Below are 20,999 nucleotides of genomic sequence, written 5' to 3' on the forward strand. Positions count from 1 at the left end.
TACATCATTTTTTGTAAACGCTTTTTTAGCAAAAAACATTGCCTGTAGGTGACGCTATGCCCCACAATGGGGCGTAAATTCAACATTCGTATAACTTTGCTTGTTTAATTTATAACATGCGCGAGGATATCCAGACAACGGACCATTACCGTACTTAAACCATCAGGCACCAAAAAAGCGGCTGCCTGATGGCAACCGCTACATTGATCATCATTACCGCCGTGGTAGTGGGGCAAAGAAGCTGCGCAGGTGGTAGCGCGACTTCAACAGGTAGTGAATCCCGTAGGCGACGACCGCGAGGATAAACAGGCCCCAGTTGTTCATTGGTGACGTCAAGAACGACTTCACCACCGTCAGGTAGGATGATGCCAGGGAAGCAAAAATAATCAGGATAATCCCGCCGATAGCAATGAACCAGAACTTTGGCCGTTCGCCCTTGGGGGTAAGGCTCCACTGGGTGTAGTACGTGAACACCAATGCCGCCACAAACGACATAATAACCAGTGAGGCGAACCCACCGCCTTGGCTGCCCGATACCTTCGAAAAGCTACCAATCAAGCCGTACAGAACGGCAAAGATGGCCAGAAACGTGAAGCCCAGGTCGGCCGTTGAAATCCAAAACGGCTGCTGCTGAATGGGATCGACTGCTGTTTTGGACGAGGCAACTTTGTTCCCCCGCTCCACGGCCGGGCCAAACAGTTGCACTGCCGGCTTACCTTCACGCTGACCCTTCAACATCTCCGGCAGCATCTTCTTTAATTCTGCCGTTTCCTTGGCGTCGTCAGCGCCGCTGTCCTTCATCGACCGGCGGAACTTGACCACGTATTCTGCGTTCTTCTTCGTCAGTTGTGCCAACATCTCGTCGACCGTTTGTTCCGGCTCCGTTGGCTGCTGTTCCTGCTGCTTTGCTTTTTTTGCCACTACTCTGCCCTACTTTCATTACCGATGGTTACTACGTCATGCGCTCAGGTACGTGCCAGGCTGGCTACCGTATGGAATGGAAATGAGTGCCATAGGCCTGCGCAACCTTCTACACGTTAAACCTAAACTCGATGATATCCCCGTCCTGGACCTCGTACTCCTTGCCTTCTTGGCGGAGCCGGCCAGCCTCGCGGACCGCCGCCACGCTGCCGTACTTATCCAAGTCGTCAAAGGACATCGTTTCCGCCTTGATGAACCCGCGCTCAAAGTCCGAGTGAATGATGCCCGCAACCTGCGGCGCCTTCATCCCCCGCCGGAACGTCCATGCCCGGGTTTCCTTACCGCCGGCCGTGAAGAAGGTTGCCAGACCCAGTAGGTGGTAACTAGCCTTGATTAGCTTGTCCAGCCCGGATTCATCCACGCCTTCGGAAGCCAGGAAGTCAGCCTTGTCGTCATCGTCCAGCTCACTAATTTCCTCTTCGGCCTCGGCAGCCAGGGCAATTACCTCAGCGCCTTCCTTCTCGGCCTGCGCCTTAATGTCCGCCATGTACGGACTCTCATCCGGGTTCGCCATGTACTCTTCAGCGATGTTGGCCACATACAGCACGGGCTTGCTCGTGAGCAGGAACAACCCCTTCACAATCTTCTGTTCGTCCTTGTCAAAGTCGATGCTGCGCACTGGATCACCGTTTTCCAATACCGGCTTGATCTTCTTCAGGACCTCAAACTCGGCCTCGGCGTCCTTGTCGTGCGCCCGGGCCGTCTTCTCAACCTTGGCGTAACGCTTATTCACACTGTCCAGATCCGCGATGGCCAACTCCATATTAATGGTGGCCATGTCGTCGATGGGATCGATCTTCCCGTTAACGTGGGTGATGTTGTCGTCATCAAACGCCCGCACCACGTGCACGATGGCGTCCACCTGGCGAATGTTCTCCAAGAACTTGTTCCCCAGGCCTTCACCCTTGCTGGCACCCTTCACGATCCCGGCAATGTCGGTAAATTCAAAGGTGGTGTGGATCACCTTCTTGGCGGGAATCAACTCATCGATGCGGGCCAGACGACTATCTGGCACCTCGACCATCCCCACGTTAGGATCAATGGTGGCAAACGGGTAGTTAGCCATCTCGGCCCCCGCCTTGGTAATTGCGTTAAACAGGGTCGACTTGCCGACGTTCGGCAACCCGACGATTCCGGCTGTAAGTGACATGACAATATTCCTACTTTCTCTTGATAATCTGTAACTGACCAGTACGTGGCGGCACTATGCTTGCGCGTCGTGCTCTGCGTGCTGCAAAACCTTCTTCAGGCGCTTCTCAAAGTCGCGGCGGCTCATCATGACGATGTGGCCACAACCCTGACACTTCACCTTGATATCGGCACCCATGCGAATAATTTCCCAACTATTGGTGCCACAAGCATGCGGTTTTTTCATTTCCACAATATCGTGTAAATCGTACATATACTCGTACCTCCACGCGCCTTAATCTAGGTTTACATCTAGTAATGCTAACACACGGTTTAGGTCTGCTTCACTTTCAAAGTCAATTTCGATCTTACCCTTACCCTTCTTGGTTTGGGCAATGTTGACCTTGGTCCCAAAGCGGTCCCCTAACTGGTTCTCACTGGCCCGCACGTACGGCGACTTCACCACTTTGCGCGTCGTCTTGGCCGGCGTCCGGCCATTAGCATTGGCCTGGGCAATCAGCTTTTCCAGTTGCCGTACCGTCAACCCCTCGCTGACCGTCTTCTTGGCCATCGGCACGATTTGCGACTTCCGCTTCAGGCTCAGCAGGCTACGCGCCTGCGCCATCGACAGGTCACCGTTGCTGACGAGCTTCTTGACCGCCTCGGGGAGCGACAATAGGCGGAGGTAGTTGGCAATGTATGGCCGACTCTTCCCCAACCGCTTGCTGACCTCGGCCTGGGTGATGTTCAGCTTCTTGATCAGCGTATCGTACGCCTGGGCTTCTTCGATGGGTGACAGGTCCTCGCGCTGCAGGTTCTCCAGCACGGCGACTTCCATCATCGACTCATCGTCAAAGCTGCGGATGATGGCCGGGATGGTATCCTTCCCCGCCAGCTTGGAAGCCCGGTACCGCCGTTCACCGGCGATGATCTCGTACCCGTTAACACTTTCACGCACGATAATGGGCTGGAAGACCCCGGTTTCCTTGATCGACTTAGCCAGGTCGTTTAGCGCGTCCTCGTCGAACGTCCGCCGGGGCTGATACGGATTGGGCCGGATCTCGTCCAGCTTGATTTCCGTGACCGCGTCCATCTGGGGTTCCTGATCCTCGAAGTTGCTAAAGATCGCGTCGATCCCGCGACCAAGCCCCTTTTTGTTCTTGTTATTCGCCATGAGCTGCAAGCACCTCCCGCGCTAAATCTTCATACACTGCCGCCGCCCGTGACTTCGGGTCAAAGTCCACGATGGGCTGCCCGTAACTCGGGGCCTCCGCCAACCGGGTCAACCGCGGAATAACGGTGTGGTACACCTTATCACCAAAGTGGGAGCGTACTTCCGTGATGACCTGGTTGCCCAGCTTCGTCCGGGCGTCAAACATCGTCAGTAGCACGCCTTCAATTGCCAAATCGGGATTGAAGTGCTTCTGTACTAACTTAACCGTGTTCAGTAACTGGCTCAACCCTTCCAGGGCGTAGTATTCACTTTGTACCGGAATGAGAATCGTATCCGTGGCGGTGAACGCGTTAATGGCCAACTGGCCCAATGATGGTGGGCAGTCAATCAAAATGTAGTCATAATCCGCGCGCACGGGTGCCAAGCCTAACTTCAGGCGCATTTCGCGCGCCATTTGTGAAGTCAGCTCAATCTCCGCCCCTGCTAACTGGATCGTCGCCGGCACAATATCCAATCCCGGGTGATCCGTGTGCAAAATTGCGGAGGTGATGGGCTCCTCGTCCACCAAAACGTCATAAATATCTTTTTCAACGCGGGGCTTATCGATACCTACCCCGCTGGTTGCGTTACCCTGCGCGTCAGCGTCCACAATCAAAACGTGTTTGCCGGCGTTCGCGAGGCACGCACCCAGATTGACGGTCGTCGTGGTTTTACCCACACCGCCCTTTTGGTTCGCCACCGCAATTACGTGTGCCATGTTGACCTCCAATTCAAACCGTTAACTTTACGCATCCTGTCATGCTGTATTTACTATTTGCTCGTTTGTGCCTTGGTGGGACGGTTCGTAGCTTTGGCAGCTTTGCCATCCGTCACCTGGGCATCAGGAATTTCAATAATGATGCGGTGAATGCCGTCTGCGTCCTCTTCACGCATCGAGGCGTTCATCCCCGCCTGCTGGACCAACTTGAGCGACTTCTTGATGGTGTTCACCGCCACCCGGGCGTCCTTGTTCAGCGTTGACCGCCGTTGGGCTTTCTTGGCCGTCTTCTTGGCTGGACGGCCCTTACCGGCATGGTTGTCCACCGCGTCGGGATTGAGGATGCTTTGCACCAGCGCCTCGGTCTCCTTAACGTTCAGGCGATCCGCCGCGATGCGGTCCAAGACGTGCTGCTGCTGGTGATCATCCAACTTAAGCATCGCCCGGCCCTGCCGTTCCGTAATGGAACCATTCATAATGGCTGCCTGGACCGGCTGGCTGAGTTTGAGCAGCCGCAACTTGTTGGCCACAAACGACTGGCTCTTGCCGACCCGCCGCGCGATGCCCTCCTGGGTGATCGCGTTTTGGTTCATCAAGTCCGCGTACGCCTGCGCCTCTTCGATTGGCGACAAGTCTGCCCGTTGCAGGTTTTCAATCAACGCCATGGCGGCCGATTCGTCATCAGCCATTGTGGTCACGATGGCGGGAATCTCCGTCCAGGCCAGTTGCGTGGTCACCGCCCGAAAGCGCCGTTCACCCGCGATGATCTCGTAGTGACCCGGTTCGTATTCACGCACCACAATGGGTTGGAGTAGCCCGTGCTGCTTGATTGTTAGTGCTAGTTCATTCAGTGACTCTTCCTGAAACACTTTGCGCGGCTGAAAGCGATTAGGCACAATGGCGTCCGTGGGAATCTTCCGAACGACTTCACCGTCAGCCTTTTTGCGGTTAAAAAAGTTGAATGCCATGCTTACTGTCCCCCAATTGGTTGTTTTGCTGGTGTTCCGGGCTTACGCGGGTACTTCTTCGGCGTCCGTACCACTTTGTCGATGACCACGAGGTGCCGTGGGGCCTCCTCGACGGGTAACGTCAGTGCCCGGTCCGCAACCACATGACCACCCAGAATCTTGATGGCCTTATCGGCTTGGGCCAGTTCGTTAGCACCCTGGGCCCCCTTCATCGCAATAAACTTGCCACCCAGTTGCACTAACGGCAAACACAGTTCCGCCAGTACGTCGAGAGCTGCGACCGCCCGTGCGGTGACCAACCCAAACGATTCCCGGTCGGGTGATTGCTTGCGCCCAAATTCCTCCGCGCGCGCGTGCACAAGGTGGACACCGTCGAGGTGGAGCCGTTGGCAAAGTCGCTCCAGAAAGTCGATCCGCTTTTGCAGGGAGTCCACGATGGTGACCTCCAAGTGCGGGTTGAGGATTTTCATCGGTAACGACGGGAACCCGGCTCCGGCGCCGACGTCACACAGCGTGACCGTGGTCGTCCATAACTCCGGAAATTCCAGTAAGGGCGTGACCGAGTCGTAAAAATGCTTGAGATAGACATCACCCTCAGCAGTAATGGCCGTCAGGTTCATCTTTTGGTTCTCTGCCACCAGGTACGAATAATATTCGGCAAATTGTGCTTGCTGCTCGGCGCTTAATACCACGTCAAACCGTGCCAATGCGGCCGCAAATTCTTCTGGATTCATTGCCGTCTCCTCATCGTCTAAAATTTTAGCTATTGCCCGCTACAACAGGCTTTGTGAACAGATAATTGTGGAACACCTACGCGTTTCACGTCATGTTCAATTTTAGCCCACCCAGCATGCTTTAACAACCCGCGAACGCGACTCCGGACAGTTTCACGTGAAACATATCCAGACGACAAGCGCAATCACCATGATGAGACGCAACGGGAACTGATGTGACCCCCATCACTGCCGTTGAGGAACAAAAAAACGGCCCGTAGCATGTGCTACGAACCGTGATTACATTTATGCTGGCACCGCAACGTTGACCCGCTGCTCGTGCCGCTTGACGATCATATCAGCAAACGCCCGTGCGACGTTCATGTTCCGCAATAGCGGACCGTGAGAGTAGCTGCCAAAGGTCTGCTTGTACCGCACCCCTTCAACGCCTTCCTCCGGGTTATTACCGAAGCCTTCCACCACCTTACCGAACGGCCGTAACTTGTCTTTGTCATCAAAGTAGGTACACCCGCTATGGTTTTCAAAAGCGGTGACCGTGCCAAAGTCCGTTTCGTACTTGGTATCCCCGATCATCCGGGCCTCTGGACGGAACACCGTGTGCAAAGGCAGGATACCCAGACACTGAATGGTAGTACCGTCGACCATTTCGTACTTGGTACCCAAGAACTGGTAGCCACCACAAATACCCAGCATCGGGTAGCCCGCCTCGATGTACTTAGTCAGCGTGTCTTTGAAGCGGCTAATATCCTTGGCCACCACGGTCTGTTCGTAATCCTGCCCACCGCCGAAGAACACAAAGTCGTAATTGTCCGCATCAAAGTCGCGACCCAGACTCACGTTATCGACCTGCACGGTATACCCGCGCTGTTCTAACAGGTAACGGAGAATCTTCACGTCGCCACTGTCACCGTACGTGTTCATCAAGTCTTCGTATAGGTACGCAATCCGTATCGGTTCAGCCATTATGATCCTCCTCGAGTAATTTATTCCGTCATTATAACACGCGTGGGGTGCGGAAGTTAGTGGGCCCTGCTGAGTGGGCGGGAGCACTATGGCTTGGTGAACCGCGCCACGAGGATTGCCGGCTGCTGCCAGGTATTGAAACGAGCTCGCGCTTTCTAACCGGCCCGCGCCGCTTTCTAAAAATAAAATAGTCAAATATCAGAAAAGTGACGGACTTTTGGGACAACTGCATATAAACTATGGGCGTGGGGAAAAATAACGCTCTGGGTAGGAGGTGTGCCTAATGGATACCGCAACTTTAACAGTTAAACAAGCTACCGTTGATCACTATCACCGCGCGTTACGCCAACTGCGGGAATATAACATGATTAGACGAGCAACCGTGTTATTACGGGACGCCTCGGTGAGTGCCGGGATCACCGCCGAGTTGGACCGCATGGCCGCAGACGTGCTGAGTGATTACAATGAATCAAGACTGTTAGTCAAGTATGGGGAAATGAATGCCGGATTACACTTGTCACACCGCCTCCCCCTCGTTGATCCGCCACAAAATTAAGCAAGTACCTAACGCGGCGGGTACGGGGTCCCGCCGGTGTGCACACCAACTTTGCGGCAGGTATTGACAACGTAAGGGCGCCCGGTAACCGACGCCCTGGGGACACCGATAGATGACGGGGTCCCTTTTTTGGTAGGTGTCACTGCACTTCTGGTACCACTACACTCATCCAAGCAAAGCAAAGTGGCGTCCCACAATAACCTTTGTAGGACGCCACTGTTGTTATTGGCCTAATAACTACTGCTGGAACTGTCGCTAGTGTTCGTGCTGTCAGTATGCGTCGTATTACTGGTATTTGTCTGGTTGTCGCTTGTACCCAACCAGTTTTGGAACTGGTTGCTATTTAATAACGGAGAATTTGTCACAATAAACTGTGCGGCTCCCGACTCGGCGTACTGTGAGGTCACCCACGTGTTTTGTACCAACAACAAGAGTGACAGCACGATGAAGATTGCAATGTAGTGAAAAATAACAGCCACAATGGCGCCGCCGAGGCTATTCGCCTGCTTGATCACCGGAATCCACGTAATATGCCGCGACCATTTGGCCAGCAGATGAATCAAGAACCGGCCGGCCACAATAATCACGATAAACGCCAGGGCTTTGGTGCCAAAGCCGACATCCGCGCCGCCCAACGCCATCGCTACTCGCTGATAGTTCGCAATCGCAAACACCCACAGAATCACGTTGCCAATCATCGAAATAATCGTTATTGCTAGGCCCTGCCGCCAACCGGACACGCAGGCCAGTAGCAGCCAGATGATGATAATAATGCTCAAAACCACGCGGAATTACCTCCTTGTCACCCTAGCCACGCCCAGCTCATCGCCAAGGGTTTACTCCCATTATGCCCATAAACCCCACCGCTGCGTAGAGTTTGCTGGTAAATTTATCAATTCGGCAAACATCGTGGTCATCCGTACAACACGTTTTGACATTAAAAAGGGCCTACCCCGCGGTAGGCCCAACACTACTATTCGTTACTCACCGTCATTCAACGGCACAATGGTCGAAAAATCATCACTAGGCACACGAATCAGCGAGAAGCGGTCGCCCGTCTTGCCGGCACGCAGGCCCAAGCCATTCAGGAAGTTGCCCTTGTAGCGCGCCGTAATCGTGGCAACGAACGCTTTGTCCGTCTGCCGGTCCATGCTAGCGAGCTTCTTGGCGTGCCACGGGAAGTGTGATGCCTGCAGGTTGAGGATGCCACTACCATCCGACACCGTCGCGTCGTTGCTGTTGACCTCAACCTTAGCGTTTTCCACCCAGTACGTGTAGTGCATCAGCGAGTTTTTACCCGACCCGGACCGCACCTCAACGTAGTACGAATGCTTATCGTCCGTCTGTAGTACCAGCGGCTGGTACTTGTAGGATACCGTTGCCTCCGCACTATTCGTAAAGTTCGTCGGACGTAGCCAGGCCGCGTAAACCAACCCGTACAGGGCGGCCAAAAAGACGACGACCTCAACTAAATCAATCAGTATGGTCCTCCCCGAATGGTGCTGACCGTGAACCACGATCATCTTGAGGTGCCGTTGCCGAATGTTGATAACGATAAAAATGAGGTAAACGACCAGAATGATCCAGGCCGCCACACCAATAAAGTTCCATGCGTTCATGGTTCTTCCTCCCAGAGTGCGTGTTTATTGCTCGTGATCAAGCTTAGCCATTGCCGCTTGCCCGAGTAGGTTCATAAAGTTCCACGGACGGTCAAAGTTGGGGTTAAAGAGCATATCCACATACCCCAAATCATCCACCGTATTTTTATTTTGAATCATGACCGAAATCAGGTTAGCGCACATTGAGATGTCTAACTTACTGTAAAACTGCCCGCCCAAAATCTGGCGGTTCGACCGCCGAAACACCAAGGTACCATCAATCGTGGTCGTGGTGGGCATAAACTCCGGTCGGTAATTGTCCTTAAATTCAACGTACTCGACGTCGTCAAAGTACTTGCGGGCACGAGCGTAAGTCAACCCGCTAGTCGCCATGTTGTGCTCCAAAATGCTCAACGCGCTAGTTGACTGCGTCCCCATGTACTGAATACTACCGGGTTGCACGATGTTCGCGCCAGCAATCTTACCCTGGCGCACAGCGTTGGTGGCTAACGGCGCGTAGGCAAACTGCCCGGTGGGGTTAAACCGCACCACGGTGGAGTCGCCGGCCGCATAAATATCCGGATCACTCGTCTGCATTTCGTCATTAACGATGATTGCCTGGCTGCGATCCAGGTCGACCTTGCCGGCCATCAGCTCCGTCATGGGCTGGAAACCGACGCACAGAATCACGATGTCGGTCTCAATTTCACCCTTGTCGGTGCGAATGAACACCTGCCCATCCTCATCGCCGTCAAACTCCAAGACGTGCTCACCGTCATGTAGGTCAACCCCGTGCGCACGGAGGTCATCCCCGATGACGCCAGCCAAGCCTCGGTCCACGTAATGACTGAGCAAACCGTGACGGCCATTGACCAGCAGCACGTCGTGGTGTCCCTGCTGGGCAAAGGAACTTGCAATCTCCACCCCGATATAACCACCGCCAACAACGGCGATCCGCTTGGCGTGATCCGATGCGGCTTTGATTGCGAGGGCGTCCTTGTAGTTTTTGCACAGGTAGACGTTCTTGACGTTGACCCCGCGAATAGGCGACGCCACCGGATAGGAGCCTGTCGTCACAATGAGCTTGTCGTATGTGTCGCTGAATTTCTTACCGGTGGCCAGGTTCTGCACCTCAACGACTTTGCGGTGCGTGTCCACCGAGGTTACATCGTGGCGTAAGTGTACACCGACGTGCAACCCCATGGCTTCTAGTTCGGGACCCGTGGCGTAAAAAACGTCACGGAGATCCCGCACTACACCGCCTAGGTAGAGATAAATGCCGCACGATAAAAACGAAATATCCTCATTGCGTTCGTACACCGCAATCTCCGTACTGGGGTCACGGTTCAATATTTCCTGGACTGCAGCCGTACCCGCGTGGGTACAACCTATCACAACCACTTTCATACACTGGTGCTCCATTCGCTCATTGTGAACCACATTTATCCGTGGCTACGCACCCAACGCGGCCACTTTCCTCGCTATCAGTATCGCACACGCTCAACAAATATCAAAGCTCGCGGTGGACATTTAACTAGGGCTTTTTACCCGTGGTGCAGAGGTGAACACAAAGGGACCGTAACCAAAGTCACGGCCCCAAACGTGCTTAGTCACTCTCCATGAACAAAGCCTATTTAACTGGCGTCCACTGCCATTCACGCACTTCAGGAATGTCGTCACCCTCGCGGCGAATGTAGTCGTTGTGATACTTCAACGTAGCGTCCATGCGGGCGGTAAAGGCCGCCCCTTCGTCACCGTAGCCACCAACGGCCGCAATGACGTCCTTGGCCAGGTGGTACCGGTCCAGTTCGTTCAGCACGCGCATGTCAAACGGCGTGGTGATGTCCCCGTCTTCACGGTAGCCGTGGACACGCAGGTTTTGGTTGTGCCGACCAAACCACATGTCACGGATCAAGCCTTCGTAACCATGGAAGGCAAAGATAACCGGCTTGTCCACCGTAAACAGGTCATCGAACTGTTCATCAGTCAGACCCCGTGGATCCTGCTCCGGACGACGGAGCTTCAACAGGTCAATGACGTTGATGAAGCGAATCCGCATGTTCGGGAACGTGACCCGCAGCAAGTCGATTGCGGCCAAACTTTCCATGTTTGGCTCCGTTCCGGCCGCCGCGATGACGACCTCTGGTGCGCCGTCGTCATCGGTGCTGGCCCAATCGATGCGACCCATGCCGGTCTCGGCCAGACGCTGGGCTTCTTCAATACTGTAGAACTGTGGCCGCGGCTGCTTAGAAGTGACGAGCAGGTTGACCGTCTCCGAGCTACTAAACAGCTTTGGTGAAATAGCCAGCAGGGAGTTGGCATCTGCGGGCAGGTACTCGCGGATGAACTCCGGCTTCTTTTCCGCCAGGTGGGTCAAAATGCCCGGATCCTGGTGGGTGTAACCGTTGTGATCTTGCTGGAAACTAGTGGATGTCGCCACCACGTTCAGTGACGGGTAGTGCCGCCGCCATGGCTGTTCACTAGCTTCACGGATCCACTTGAAGTACTGTGTGAGCATGGAATCTACGACGCGCAGGAACGCTTCGTAACTGGTAAACAGGCCGTGACGCCCGGTCAGGGTGTAACCCTCCAGGAAGCCCTCACTTTGGTGTTCAGACAACTGGGAGTCAATGATCCGGCCGGCGCTAGCCATCTTTTCGTCGGTGTGGTCGTTAATTGGTTCCAGCCATTGCCGCGCACTTTCTTCAAAGATGCCATAAAGGCGGTTACTCATCGTCTCGTCGGGACCAAAGATGCGGAAGTTGTTCGGGTTCAACTTGATCAAGTCACGCAGGTAGTCAGACCAGATAATCATGTCCTGCTTGGTCAAACGACCCGGCTTGGAGTTGTCCAACGCGTACTTCTTGAAGTCGGGCAACTTCAATGGCTGTGGCGCTAATCCGCCATTGGTGATTGGGTTAGCCGCCATCAGGTGGTCATGATCTGGCAACAGTTCCTGCAATTCAGGAACCAGGTGGCCATTCGCGTCAAACTGCTCTTCGGGGTGGTATGATTTCAACCAAGCAGTCAAAGCATCCACGTGGGTCATGTCCTCAGAGGAAACAGGAATTGGAATCTGGTGGGCGCGGAACGAGCCCTCGATTGGTTCGTTGTCCCACTCCTTGGGACCCGTCCAGCCCTTTGGTGACCGGAAGACCACTACTGGCCAGCGTGGCTGACCCGCATCGCCCGTTTCGCGAGCATGCTGCTGGATGCTGTGAATTCGTTCGATAGCACCATCCAGGGCCTGCGCCATTTCTGGGTTCAGTTTCTCCGGGTCGTCGCCTTCAACAAAGACTGGTGCCCAGCCAGCCCCTTCGAGGTACTTCCGCACATCTTCGTCGGACTTGCGGGCCAGGATGGTCGGGTTACTGATCTTAAAGCCGTTCATGTGCAAAATTGGCAGTACGGCCCCGTCGTTGATCGGGTTAATGAAGGTGTTGCTAAACCAGCTAGCTGCAAGTGGGCCGGTTTCACTTTCACCATCACCGATCACAACGGCCGCAATCTGGTCAGGGTTGTCCAAAATGGCCCCCACACCATGGCTGAGGGAGTACCCCAGTTCGCCACCCTCGTGCATGGAACCTGGCGTTTGGGCACTGGCGTGGCTAGCCACCCCACCAGGAAAACTAAACTGCTTGAACAGCTTCTGCATCCCCTGCTCGTCCTGCGTTACGTCTGGATAAGCTTCGGTATACGTGCCGTCCAGGTAGGAGTTAGACACCATGACCTGGCCACCATGACCTGGGCCTTCAATGTAAAACATGTTGAGATGGTACTTATTAATGACACGATTTAAATGCGTATAAATAAAGTTTTGACCGGCAATTGTGCCCCAGTGGCCAATTGGGTGAACCTTAACGTCCGCAGCCACAATGGGCCGTTTAAGCAATGGGTTGTCCTTCAGGTACAACTGGCCGACAGACAAGTAATTGGCAGCCTGCCAGTACCGAGTCATCTTTGCAAAGTACTCGGGTGTAGAATATTCCGTCATTACAGCAACCTCCATTTTATTGGGTCAAAGGTGCGCGGCAGCCCGCTACACCAATTGTGGACCGGCCACAAGCAATCGTTGTGACGTCTTACTTTAGTATAGCGCAGAACCCGTGGCCGTTGGACCACATAACCCCATTTTAACGCGTACCGCACGCAACGCACACCATGTTAGAATAATGGTAATAAAAGTTACGGGAGGAATCGTTATGTCCAAAACTACCACCGCACTCGCCTTTGTTGCCGGCGCCGCCACGGTTATGCTCATTCAGCACGTCCACGCACGCATTACCTTCGTTGAAGCTCCGGCCGACTTACCGCAAGCACCGCAGCCATTACCAGCCGCAGAACCACAACGCATTCCACGCCCCGCACAACGCCATCGTACCCGCGTCATCGCGGGTAACGTCGCCAGTCAGCCGCGGCCACATAAACGCATTCGGTAGCCACAGGGTGGCTACTTTTTTTTGCGCCGACTATCAAAAATATGGCTGAACTCGCCGAAGAGGTCGTAATCCCGTCGCAGGTTATGGGAATCCTGCATCATCTGCTCGACGTCCAGTTTGCCATCCGGTTGCGGCTTACTGTCAGCGGCCAGCAAAATCTTGGGAATTGCCGTAATCAGCGCTTCTCGCTCCGTCTTAGTTAGGTTAGCTAACAGCCGCTTGGTTTCGCCCCGTTCCACAGCGTGGTACACACTCTCCGCAGCGAGTAACTCTTCGAACTGTTGTGGTAACCGGTCAGCCATGATTCTTACCTCCTCTATGGTGATAGTTACATTTTACTCTAGTAAGCGGTTGCGTGCGACAAGTGACCAGAGTGGTTCACCATCACCAAAGCATATAGGTTACAAACGTATCGTTCAAAAATTATAAAGAAATCTGTAAACTAGCTCCCATGAGCCACGTGGACATTGTCATTTTTAGATGCATTTTAATTACCACATGGGTTCTAAACGATTGATATCACGGCGTTATTTGATAGTCCATACCACACGAACGGATAAATGTCTGTTATCCGTTACACGTGTATCAGATGCACACGATATCAGAGAAGGAGCGTTAAATAACAATGATCAAAGAAGAGTTGCGTCACATCATGCAACATAAATGGGTGATCTGGTTGATGGTTGCGACTATCCTTATCCCCATCTTTTACGCCTACTGCTTCCTGACCTCAGCCTGGGATCCGTACGGTCATACCAGTAAACTACCGATTGCGGTCGTAAACCTGGATCAACCGACGACGCTGAAGGGTAAGCGCGTGAGCGTCGGCGCCCAAACAGTAGCTAAACTGCGTAAGGATGACCAGCTCGGCTGGCACATCACCAGCTCCAAGGAAGCCGCCAAGGGTCTGAAGGACAACAAGTACTACGCGGTCATTACCTTCCCGAAGGACTTCTCCCGCGATGCTGCGACGGTCCTTAATAAGACGCCTAAGCAAATGCACTTTGCTTACAAGACGAACGGCTCCCTCAACTACATCGGGGAAGTTATGAGTCAAGTCGGTAGCGACAAGCTGAACGACCAAATCAAGGCCAAGGTGACCCAGACGTACGCCAAGACCTTTATTCAGCAAATTGGTAGCATTGGTAAGCAGTTGAAGACCGCCGCTAATGGTTCCAAGCAGATCACCGATGGCATTGGCACCCTGCAAAGCGGTACGTCCGCGATGCCCAGTGGTGTATCCAAACTAGCTAGTGGCAGTAAGCAACTGACCAGTGGCATCATCACCTACACTAACGGTGTGACCCAGGTCAACAACGGCATGTCCCAGTTATACGCCAAGGTACCAACGCTCTCCAGCGGTGTGCAGGCGCTCTACACTGGTAGCGGCTCCCTGTACAAGGGGTTAGGCCAGCTATATGCCCAGGTACCAACGTTGGCCAGTGGCGTTACCAAGCTGAACAATGGCGGTAAGACGTTAGCATCAGGGGTCAAAGCCTACACTAACGGCGTTAGCCAAGTTCAAGGCGGAACTAAGCAGTTGCAAAATAATGTTCCTGCTCTGTCCAGCGGTGTTGCACAATTGAACAGTGGTGGCTCCAAGTTGAGCATCGGTCTGAAACAGTTATACACTGCCGTTACGACTGGTAGCAGCAGTAGCACCTCATTGAGTTCCGCGGTCAGCCAGCTCAACACGGGCGCCGGGACGATTTATAGCGGTGCTAACGATCTGAACAACCAAGTTAACGGCAATACTGCCGACACCGACTTAACCAGTTCCGTCCAACAGCTGGATGACGGTAGTAAGCAACTTGCTGATGGCATCAGCCAGATGAAGGACAAGATGACCAAGTTGCAGAGTAAGATCAACTCACAGGTCGCTACTCTGAACCTGATGTCCGGCATCATGAAGTCATACGCTTCACTCAAGGCCAACCAGGACACTGCCAACACGGCCATGCAGACTGCCATTGACAGTGTGACGGATGCCAATCAGAAAGCGGCACTTACCGCTGCCTGGACCAAGGTCAAAACTGCCCAGACATCAACGCTGAGTGCTTACTCAACGCAAAGTAGCGTCATGTCCATCGTGAAGACCAACTTAACCAGTACCGCTACCGATTCTGCCGGCGATCCAACCGGGCTGCAAGCAGCAATCACACAGTTTGATAGTGCCCTCGATCAGTTAAAGACCGGCTCCACCCAAATTAATACCGGCTTAAACACACTGAACGGTAAGGCTCCCAAGCTAGCCCAAGGTATTCAGCAGCTGACTGATGGCGCTAAGCGAGAAAGTACCGGCCTTCAGCAACTTGAGGATCAGGTACCAACCTTAACCAGTAGCGTGCAGCAGTTGGCTAACGGTGCCAGCCAAGAATCTTCCGGCCTTAACTCCTTGAACAGCCAAGTGCCAACCCTGGCATCTGGCGTCAACCAGTTAGCTAATGGTGCTACTACCCTCAACAACAACTCTGCCGCCCTAAACAGTGGTGCCCAGCAGTTGTCCGGTGGCCTCACCACCCTCAGCGGTAACATCCCGACGCTCTCAACTGGCGTCTCCAAGTTGTACACGGGGTCTGGTCAGCTCAATGCTGGTCTCGCCACTCTGAACAGCAGCGTACCAACTTTGGCCTCCGGCGTTACCCAGTTGTACAACGGGACTAAGCAATTGAACGCCAACTCCAGCGCCCTGGTTTCCGGCTCTAGCCAGATCAGTGGCGGTATCGGTACCCTCAATAGTAGCGTGCCTACCCTGGTAAGCGGCGTGAAGAAGCTCCACAAGGGATCGACCAAGTTGACGTCCGGCCTGAAGAAGGGCAGCAACACCATTGCCAAAACCAATTTGACGGGTAAGACCGCCAAGATGTTCGCCCAGCCGTCCAAGGATACCGAGGTGAAGTACACCAACGTCGTTAACTACGGCCAGGCCCTCGCACCATACGTGCTGGCATTAGCCTTGTTCATTGGGATCATCATCTTCAACTTTGGTTACCCAATGCGTCGACGGAACGGCAAAGACGAATCCGTCTTCCAGATGCTTGGTAGCAAGCTCATCGTTGGGACTGGCGTTGCCGTTGCCATGGCCGTGGTTGAAGCCACGCTCATCATGGCGTTCGGTCTGGACGTCAACCACGTTGCCGCCTTCTACGGCATCACCATCCTCTTCGCCCTCGCGGCTCAGTACCTAACGATGCTCCTGAACCTCGCGTTCAACCGTGTTGGTATCTTCATCGCCCTGGCACTGCTGACGCTGAGTGGTTCGGGCGGTCTCTTCCCCGCCCAAACGATTAGCCCGCTATACGAATCGATGCAGAAGTTCCTGCCGATGACGTACGCAATCAACGGCTACCGTGAGGCCCTGACCGACGGGATTGCCTCGAGTACCGTGATGACCAGCATCGTCATTCTCGTTCTGATTGCTGTTATCAGCGTCGCCCTAATGATTCCCGCCATTGGGTACATCATTGGTAGCGATGGCGAACACAGTGAGGAATAACCGTCATTAACAACATGAAAAGCTCCGTCAGTGCAGCGTTTTGCTGTTGCTGACGGAGCTCTTTTAATGTTTATAATTGCCTACGCAGCAACGGTCGCTGCCCGTTTTCAGATGCTAGAGGTGGTGCAATCTTTCTCCGTATGGGGATCCAGTTTAAAACGCGACCTTTAATTCGTTGAGCTACTGACCGGTAGTATGGTCCTACCAGCGCTCGTCGTGTACGGTCACTTTTAACTTGTAACTAGACATATTTTAACGGCACTGATTTCAAGGCTCAATTATAAATTGCAGGGTTGCCACATGCTAAAAATCGGCAAATAGGTCGCTCAGTGACATATTTTGTCATTAAGTTTTGGTATTCTAACCACAGTTGTTAAGGAAGGGTGTGAGGCAGTTGACGTTACAACAAGTTAATTTCCGCGATCGTCAAAGTGGCCAGCTGGTTGCAGGTTACACTTATGATCGTATCGACTCGCAGTTTGCGTTGGTCTTTGCAAATACTGATAGGCCGCCTGTGACTCTGGTGACTGATTTGCATGTACCCATGGCGCAACGTCTCCAACTTTTTCAGACATTATTACGGCGGCCTAGCGCTGATTCAGCTGTAGTAACTTATACGGAGACGCCCATTGCTTATGAAGTCGTCATCCATCAATGTGTGCTTGTTACCAGTGAAGTGAGCGACGAGGCTACATCCATCCCCAACACAACGGTGGCGGTTGGTGACGCCCACGTCGACATCGACGCCTTTGGGGCTGAATGTCAACTAGCCATGGAAAACAACCGCTGGGTCGATACCAACCTCGAGATTGCTCGTCGTACATTTCAAGTTCTCGATGCGCGGTTGGTCGTCGATTCTGAAACGGGCGGGCAGTATCCTGCCATCACAACTGAAGGCGGCCCCTACCCTTTATTTTGGGCGTTACCCCAAGAATATATTGACTGGGTTGTAAACCCAGCCACATGCAGTTTATTTCCTTGCATCTGTGTTTTTGGGCATGATCAACAAGGTTCAGCTAAAGTCGATACTTACGTAAGAATGGAGCGATAATTATGACAAAAATTCAAGAAATTAAGGCAGAATTGAATGCAATCGACACGCAGATGTACACTGACAAAAAAGAGAAAATATATGTGAGGCAGTTTGGTTCCTTTCTGGACAACAATTCACCGTTGCCTAGTAACCAAGATTTACTTGCTGAGGCTGCAAGGCAGCATGTTAAGCTCACACCGACCACTATCACAAAGCAGCTATTCAAGGACGTCAACCTAAAATTAGATGAAGAGGACGAAGCACTCGATAAACGGCCCATCAACCGGCGTGTGATGTTCGTGGCGGAAAATTCGGCTGTACGTACTGATGGCAAGGGGGATAACAAGACATTCGATAATTTCACAATGTTTCATGATACCGATAGGCCTACAAACACGTTCAAGCTCTACGCTCAAGTCAACGATCGCCGCTTACAGGACGCTTACATCACGGATGCCATTAAAAACAAGTCAGAAAGCGACTCCCAGAAGCTAAAGGCCGCATTTTTGATTGCCGGGCCCAAAACCATAACCTTGGCTAATTGGCAACAACATCAAGCAGCTGCAATTAGGGTGCTAATGAGGTCCTATGCTGGTGTCGGAGCGGCCGCTGCTACTGAAGATGAAGCGGTAGCTCGTTTGACAGCTAACGCGGAAACATTCGCAAAGAGTGCGTGCATTTTTGCTCAAGAATGCGCCGTAATCGAGCCCAAACAGTTGGTGGTATTTGGTCAGGATGCAGCCACGGTCTTGCGTCAGATGAAACCCTTCTTCAGTGGCAATACACAACTAACTGCTTTAATTGATGAGTTGAAGGTAGTTCGCCACTATGCCACCATCGGTAATTTTGCAAATTGGGTAGCTACGCAGAACGTAGAGTTATTGCGTAAATTGGGGCTTGATCCTAGTCAAAATCAGCCATTTGAGCCACTTAAACGATAGATAAAATAATAGACCAAACTCCAAATTAAAGTTTTGGAGTCTGGTTTTTTATTGTTGGTAGACATTAATCAAAATCAGTTTGGTAGGTAATCCAGGTAGTCTAATTCAATTCTCGGCAAAGCATCAAAATCATAGAGTGTATAGTACAAACACAGGCCGGCAACTCGGAGTTCACCACCAGTCTGAGGCGTGGCTGCATTGTTGGGGATGAAACGATACGGTATGTGGTGCCAACGCAGGTTTGTGAGGACGGTCAATAAAGGCCAATTTTCCTCAGTGCAGACATCGTCATCAAGGTTGCGCGAAGCTACAGGAATACCTGTACCAAAAATAGCTGTGCATATTTTCTTGGCATCAGCGGCCGCCTCAGCTTGAAATTCGCGCCAGGCCGTTTGTTGCTCCGGGCTTGACAACTCTTCATCGGTAAATGGAGAATCTTCGTACCAACCGTAGTAGAAGCGCTGGTCATCCAACCACCACGCGTAATTTTCGAGTAAAGTAATGAGCTTGGGGTCAGGATCATCCGGGACATTGGCCATCATTTGAGGTAAAAATAAGGTGGTTAAACGCAGTTGTACAGAACTGGGGATTGGTAGTGGCAGGTGCCATCCAGCGGTTTTCATGTCGGCCAGAATTTGCCATTGCCCGTCGGTGGCTGTAGGTGCAGCTAGTCCGCGTGCGGTGTATTCTTTGAGATAGTGCCGTGCAACCAACTCTGCACGGCCTAGTTGTGGAGTATATATAGGTTTGTTAGGTTGATCTTGTGGCTTCATATCATTACCTCCTTAGGCAGGCTCATAATAGCATTTACCAGTGACACGAGCTGTCAAAAATGGGCAGGAAAAGGGGAATTTGTCTTGGCAATGATAGAACGGATTATTAGTGAGTTATTGTCCTTACTGCAGGGATAACATTTATCAGCAAACACAAACGACGAGGCACAAATCAGTAAGCGCAATTTTTACCGTGATATGCAACATTTAACTGTGGCCTTGACCGATCAAGACCTCACTTTGGAGCACAAACAAGGCGAGTATTACTTGGATACACACGTTGAATTCCAACAGGTAGTGGCATTGTCTCACCTTTTATTAGCGAGTGGGGCCTTTCCTCCCGCCGAAATGAAGTCAATAATGACCACCCTGTTAAATCACTTTGCGGGTAGCGAGCGCCATCGACTAAAGCAAGCCTTAGCCCATGATGTGGAAGCATATTTACCCTATAACAGGGAGGTTCCGCTACTGGAAATGATTGGCACCTTAACGGATGCGATCACTGAGCAGAAGGCGGTAACATTCACCTATCGGTCGCGCCGGAGCTTGACACGCGTCAAACTTAATCGCCGACACACTGGTAAGCCCGGTGCATTGTTTGTCAATAATAACCGTTTTTATGTTGCCCTGTTTGAACACGAAACGCAGCGAGCTGACCATTACTATCTCTACCGACTAGACCGGATTGTCAAAATTGAAAAGCCGCGTGTTAATCTGTCACTTAAGCCTGGTCGCTTCGACTTGCAGGCTTACCGACAGCATAATTATCTACTGTTCGACAGTGAGCACGTGAGGGTGCACTTACTCTACCAGGACTATCCCCAGACACTGAAGGAAGCCTTCCCAACAGCACAGCAACTCAAAAAATACCCGGATGAGGAAAATAGGTGGGAATTCGTAATTCCGGATGTCAGCTACGATGGAATCAAGCTTTGGGCACTGAGTGCGGGCAGCAAGGTCACCATCTTATCCCCCGCGCGGTTAGCTGAAGCAATCCGTGATGAGGCGTTGAAGGTAGTGAATTTGTATAAGAACAATTGAGCTGGTTAACAAAAGTTTATGGTATTAAAATTGGACGTTACCGATCCGCCTGTTTCACCACTCAATACATCAATGTAATAAGGGTCTGGTTTATCGTAAAAGGAGTTACACCCTCCAGCAACCAATTTACTCAATGCTAAAAATCACAGATTCAAAAAACGGACGGCATCATATGCCGCCCGTTTAGTATTTACTTTGTTGTTCTATGCTTGATCCCACACGTAGGCGCAAACCAGCGTGGCGATAAAACTGATGGTGGCCAACGTCACCATCGTTGAGGCCCAGTTACGTTGCTTTTTGATGATCATGACGATGGTCAGGACCAATGTCACGATGAATACAACGGCAAAGATGCCGGTCAGTGCCTGCCACATAGCTAATTCTCCTTCACTCTGTTAGTTGGATTAATGCTTCAGT

At 52.4% G+C, this 20,999-nt stretch carries 21 protein-coding genes; 6 read left to right on the top strand and 15 right to left on the bottom strand.

What is annotated here, in order from left to right:
• Positions 1-213 precede the first annotated feature (213 nt).
• The 8 genes from FD19_RS05490 to FD19_RS05525 all read right to left on the bottom strand — a co-directional run bounded on the left by FD19_RS05490 (position 214) and on the right by FD19_RS05525 (position 6,705).
• A complete protein-coding gene (locus FD19_RS05490; protein WP_056969315.1) occupies positions 214-921 on the bottom strand; it encodes a DUF1129 domain-containing protein in 708 nt (235 codons plus the stop codon).
• Positions 922-1,030: 109 nt separating this feature from the next.
• Complete coding sequence (gene ychF / locus FD19_RS05495) at positions 1,031-2,131, bottom strand: redox-regulated ATPase YchF (protein WP_054750270.1); 1,101 nt, start codon at positions 2,129-2,131, stop codon at positions 1,031-1,033.
• A 54-nt stretch (positions 2,132-2,185) separates the two neighbouring features.
• Positions 2,186-2,383: a DUF951 domain-containing protein gene (locus FD19_RS05500; protein WP_056969316.1), complete on the bottom strand. Its 198-nt coding sequence runs from the start codon at positions 2,381-2,383 to the stop codon at positions 2,186-2,188.
• Between the two features lie 21 nt (positions 2,384-2,404).
• Positions 2,405-3,283, bottom strand: coding sequence for a ParB/RepB/Spo0J family partition protein (locus tag FD19_RS05505; RefSeq protein WP_056969317.1), 879 nt, complete (start codon positions 3,281-3,283; stop codon positions 2,405-2,407).
• The gene (locus FD19_RS05510) at positions 3,273-4,040 is read right to left on the bottom strand and encodes a ParA family protein (RefSeq protein WP_054750272.1); all 768 of its coding nucleotides are present in this window, start codon (positions 4,038-4,040) and stop codon (positions 3,273-3,275) included. The genes FD19_RS05505 and FD19_RS05510 overlap by 11 nt, the downstream gene beginning before the upstream one ends.
• 53 nt (positions 4,041-4,093) lie before the next feature.
• On the bottom strand, positions 4,094-5,008 hold the full coding sequence (gene noc, locus FD19_RS05515) for a nucleoid occlusion protein (protein ID WP_056969318.1): 915 nt from the start codon (positions 5,006-5,008) through the stop codon (positions 4,094-4,096).
• Between the two features lie 2 nt (positions 5,009-5,010).
• Entirely contained in the window at positions 5,011-5,742 is a 732-nt protein-coding gene (rsmG, locus tag FD19_RS05520; RefSeq protein WP_054750274.1) for a 16S rRNA (guanine(527)-N(7))-methyltransferase RsmG, read from the bottom strand.
• Positions 5,743-6,027: 285 nt separating this feature from the next.
• Positions 6,028-6,705: a type 1 glutamine amidotransferase gene (locus FD19_RS05525; protein WP_054750276.1), complete on the bottom strand. Its 678-nt coding sequence runs from the start codon at positions 6,703-6,705 to the stop codon at positions 6,028-6,030.
• Between the two features lie 283 nt (positions 6,706-6,988).
• Between FD19_RS05525 and FD19_RS05530 the strand changes: the two genes are divergently transcribed.
• Positions 6,989-7,261 (top strand): hypothetical protein, encoded by a 273-nt coding sequence (locus tag FD19_RS05530; RefSeq protein WP_054750277.1) that lies wholly within the window; start codon positions 6,989-6,991, stop codon positions 7,259-7,261.
• A 230-nt stretch (positions 7,262-7,491) separates the two neighbouring features.
• On the opposite strand, the gene FD19_RS05535 is transcribed toward FD19_RS05530, so the two are convergent.
• From FD19_RS05535 to FD19_RS05550, 4 genes are all read right to left on the bottom strand, one after another.
• Positions 7,492-8,046: a CvpA family protein gene (locus tag FD19_RS05535; protein ID WP_054750280.1), complete on the bottom strand. Its 555-nt coding sequence runs from the start codon at positions 8,044-8,046 to the stop codon at positions 7,492-7,494.
• Positions 8,047-8,241: 195 nt separating this feature from the next.
• Entirely contained in the window at positions 8,242-8,880 is a 639-nt protein-coding gene (locus tag FD19_RS05540) for an LVIS_2131 family protein (RefSeq protein WP_054750282.1), read from the bottom strand.
• Between the two features lie 24 nt (positions 8,881-8,904).
• Positions 8,905-10,266, bottom strand: coding sequence for an FAD-dependent oxidoreductase (locus FD19_RS05545; protein ID WP_056969319.1), 1,362 nt, complete (start codon positions 10,264-10,266; stop codon positions 8,905-8,907).
• A gap of 223 nt (positions 10,267-10,489) precedes the next feature.
• On the bottom strand, positions 10,490-12,853 hold the full coding sequence (locus FD19_RS05550; RefSeq protein WP_420836029.1) for a phosphoketolase family protein: 2,364 nt from the start codon (positions 12,851-12,853) through the stop codon (positions 10,490-10,492).
• Between the two features lie 208 nt (positions 12,854-13,061).
• Here FD19_RS05550 and FD19_RS05555 point away from each other — a divergent pair, with 208 nt between their 5' ends.
• Positions 13,062-13,298, top strand: a complete 237-nt coding sequence (locus FD19_RS05555) for a hypothetical protein (RefSeq protein WP_054750285.1) — start codon at positions 13,062-13,064, stop codon at positions 13,296-13,298.
• 11 nt (positions 13,299-13,309) lie between these two features.
• Here FD19_RS05555 and FD19_RS05560 read toward each other — a convergent pair whose 3' ends face one another.
• Positions 13,310-13,600: a hypothetical protein gene (locus FD19_RS05560; RefSeq protein WP_054750287.1), complete on the bottom strand. Its 291-nt coding sequence runs from the start codon at positions 13,598-13,600 to the stop codon at positions 13,310-13,312.
• A 323-nt stretch (positions 13,601-13,923) separates the two neighbouring features.
• Here FD19_RS05560 and FD19_RS05565 point away from each other — a divergent pair, with 323 nt between their 5' ends.
• The 3 genes from FD19_RS05565 to FD19_RS05575 all read left to right on the top strand — a co-directional run bounded on the left by FD19_RS05565 (position 13,924) and on the right by FD19_RS05575 (position 18,768).
• A complete protein-coding gene (locus tag FD19_RS05565) occupies positions 13,924-16,794 on the top strand; it encodes a YhgE/Pip domain-containing protein (RefSeq protein ID WP_056969320.1) in 2,871 nt (956 codons plus the stop codon).
• 394 nt (positions 16,795-17,188) lie between these two features.
• Positions 17,189-17,845 (top strand): hypothetical protein, encoded by a 657-nt coding sequence (locus FD19_RS05570; RefSeq protein WP_054750293.1) that lies wholly within the window; start codon positions 17,189-17,191, stop codon positions 17,843-17,845.
• A gap of 2 nt (positions 17,846-17,847) precedes the next feature.
• Positions 17,848-18,768, top strand: a complete 921-nt coding sequence (locus FD19_RS05575) for a hypothetical protein (protein WP_056969321.1) — start codon at positions 17,848-17,850, stop codon at positions 18,766-18,768.
• Positions 18,769-18,842: 74 nt separating this feature from the next.
• Here FD19_RS05575 and FD19_RS05580 read toward each other — a convergent pair whose 3' ends face one another.
• On the bottom strand, positions 18,843-19,541 hold the full coding sequence (locus tag FD19_RS05580) for a hypothetical protein (RefSeq protein WP_056969322.1): 699 nt from the start codon (positions 19,539-19,541) through the stop codon (positions 18,843-18,845).
• A gap of 360 nt (positions 19,542-19,901) precedes the next feature.
• Between FD19_RS05580 and FD19_RS05585 the strand changes: the two genes are divergently transcribed.
• The gene (locus FD19_RS05585) at positions 19,902-20,582 is read left to right on the top strand and encodes a helix-turn-helix transcriptional regulator (protein ID WP_162259463.1); all 681 of its coding nucleotides are present in this window, start codon (positions 19,902-19,904) and stop codon (positions 20,580-20,582) included.
• A 203-nt stretch (positions 20,583-20,785) separates the two neighbouring features.
• On the opposite strand, the gene FD19_RS09720 is transcribed toward FD19_RS05585, so the two are convergent.
• Entirely contained in the window at positions 20,786-20,956 is a 171-nt protein-coding gene (locus tag FD19_RS09720) for a hypothetical protein (RefSeq protein ID WP_156321880.1), read from the bottom strand.
• Positions 20,957-20,999 lie beyond the last annotated feature (43 nt).

This window comes from Lacticaseibacillus thailandensis DSM 22698 = JCM 13996 (assembly GCF_001436135.1).
Classification (GTDB): Bacteria; Bacillota; Bacilli; order Lactobacillales; family Lactobacillaceae; genus Lacticaseibacillus; species Lacticaseibacillus thailandensis.

Excerpts from the sequence above, each read along its gene's own strand:
- FD19_RS05525 (WP_054750276.1), bottom strand. The coding sequence starts at position 6,705 with ATGGCTGAACCGATACGGATTGCGTACCTATACGAAGACTTGATGAAC.
- FD19_RS05505 (WP_056969317.1), bottom strand. The coding sequence starts at position 3,283 with ATGGCGAATAACAAGAACAAAAAGGGGCTTGGTCGCGGGATCGACGCG.
- FD19_RS05585 (WP_162259463.1), top strand. The coding sequence starts at position 19,902 with ATGACCACCCTGTTAAATCACTTTGCGGGTAGCGAGCGCCATCGACTA.
- FD19_RS05555 (WP_054750285.1), top strand. The coding sequence starts at position 13,062 with ATGTCCAAAACTACCACCGCACTCGCCTTTGTTGCCGGCGCCGCCACG.
- FD19_RS05540 (WP_054750282.1), bottom strand. The coding sequence starts at position 8,880 with ATGAACGCATGGAACTTTATTGGTGTGGCGGCCTGGATCATTCTGGTC.
- FD19_RS05510 (WP_054750272.1), bottom strand. The coding sequence starts at position 4,040 with ATGGCACACGTAATTGCGGTGGCGAACCAAAAGGGCGGTGTGGGTAAA.
- FD19_RS05560 (WP_054750287.1), bottom strand. The coding sequence starts at position 13,600 with ATGGCTGACCGGTTACCACAACAGTTCGAAGAGTTACTCGCTGCGGAG.
- FD19_RS05575 (WP_056969321.1), top strand. The coding sequence starts at position 17,848 with ATGACAAAAATTCAAGAAATTAAGGCAGAATTGAATGCAATCGACACG.
- FD19_RS05580 (WP_056969322.1), bottom strand. The coding sequence starts at position 19,541 with ATGAAGCCACAAGATCAACCTAACAAACCTATATATACTCCACAACTA.
- noc (WP_056969318.1), bottom strand. The coding sequence starts at position 5,008 with ATGGCATTCAACTTTTTTAACCGCAAAAAGGCTGACGGTGAAGTCGTT.
- FD19_RS05545 (WP_056969319.1), bottom strand. The coding sequence starts at position 10,266 with ATGAAAGTGGTTGTGATAGGTTGTACCCACGCGGGTACGGCTGCAGTC.
- ychF (WP_054750270.1), bottom strand. The coding sequence starts at position 2,131 with ATGTCACTTACAGCCGGAATCGTCGGGTTGCCGAACGTCGGCAAGTCG.
- FD19_RS05500 (WP_056969316.1), bottom strand. The coding sequence starts at position 2,383 with ATGTACGATTTACACGATATTGTGGAAATGAAAAAACCGCATGCTTGT.
- FD19_RS05530 (WP_054750277.1), top strand. The coding sequence starts at position 6,989 with ATGGATACCGCAACTTTAACAGTTAAACAAGCTACCGTTGATCACTAT.
- FD19_RS09720 (WP_156321880.1), bottom strand. The coding sequence starts at position 20,956 with ATGTGGCAGGCACTGACCGGCATCTTTGCCGTTGTATTCATCGTGACA.
- rsmG (WP_054750274.1), bottom strand. The coding sequence starts at position 5,742 with ATGAATCCAGAAGAATTTGCGGCCGCATTGGCACGGTTTGACGTGGTA.
- FD19_RS05550 (WP_420836029.1), bottom strand. The coding sequence starts at position 12,853 with ATGACGGAATATTCTACACCCGAGTACTTTGCAAAGATGACTCGGTAC.
- FD19_RS05565 (WP_056969320.1), top strand. The coding sequence starts at position 13,924 with ATGATCAAAGAAGAGTTGCGTCACATCATGCAACATAAATGGGTGATC.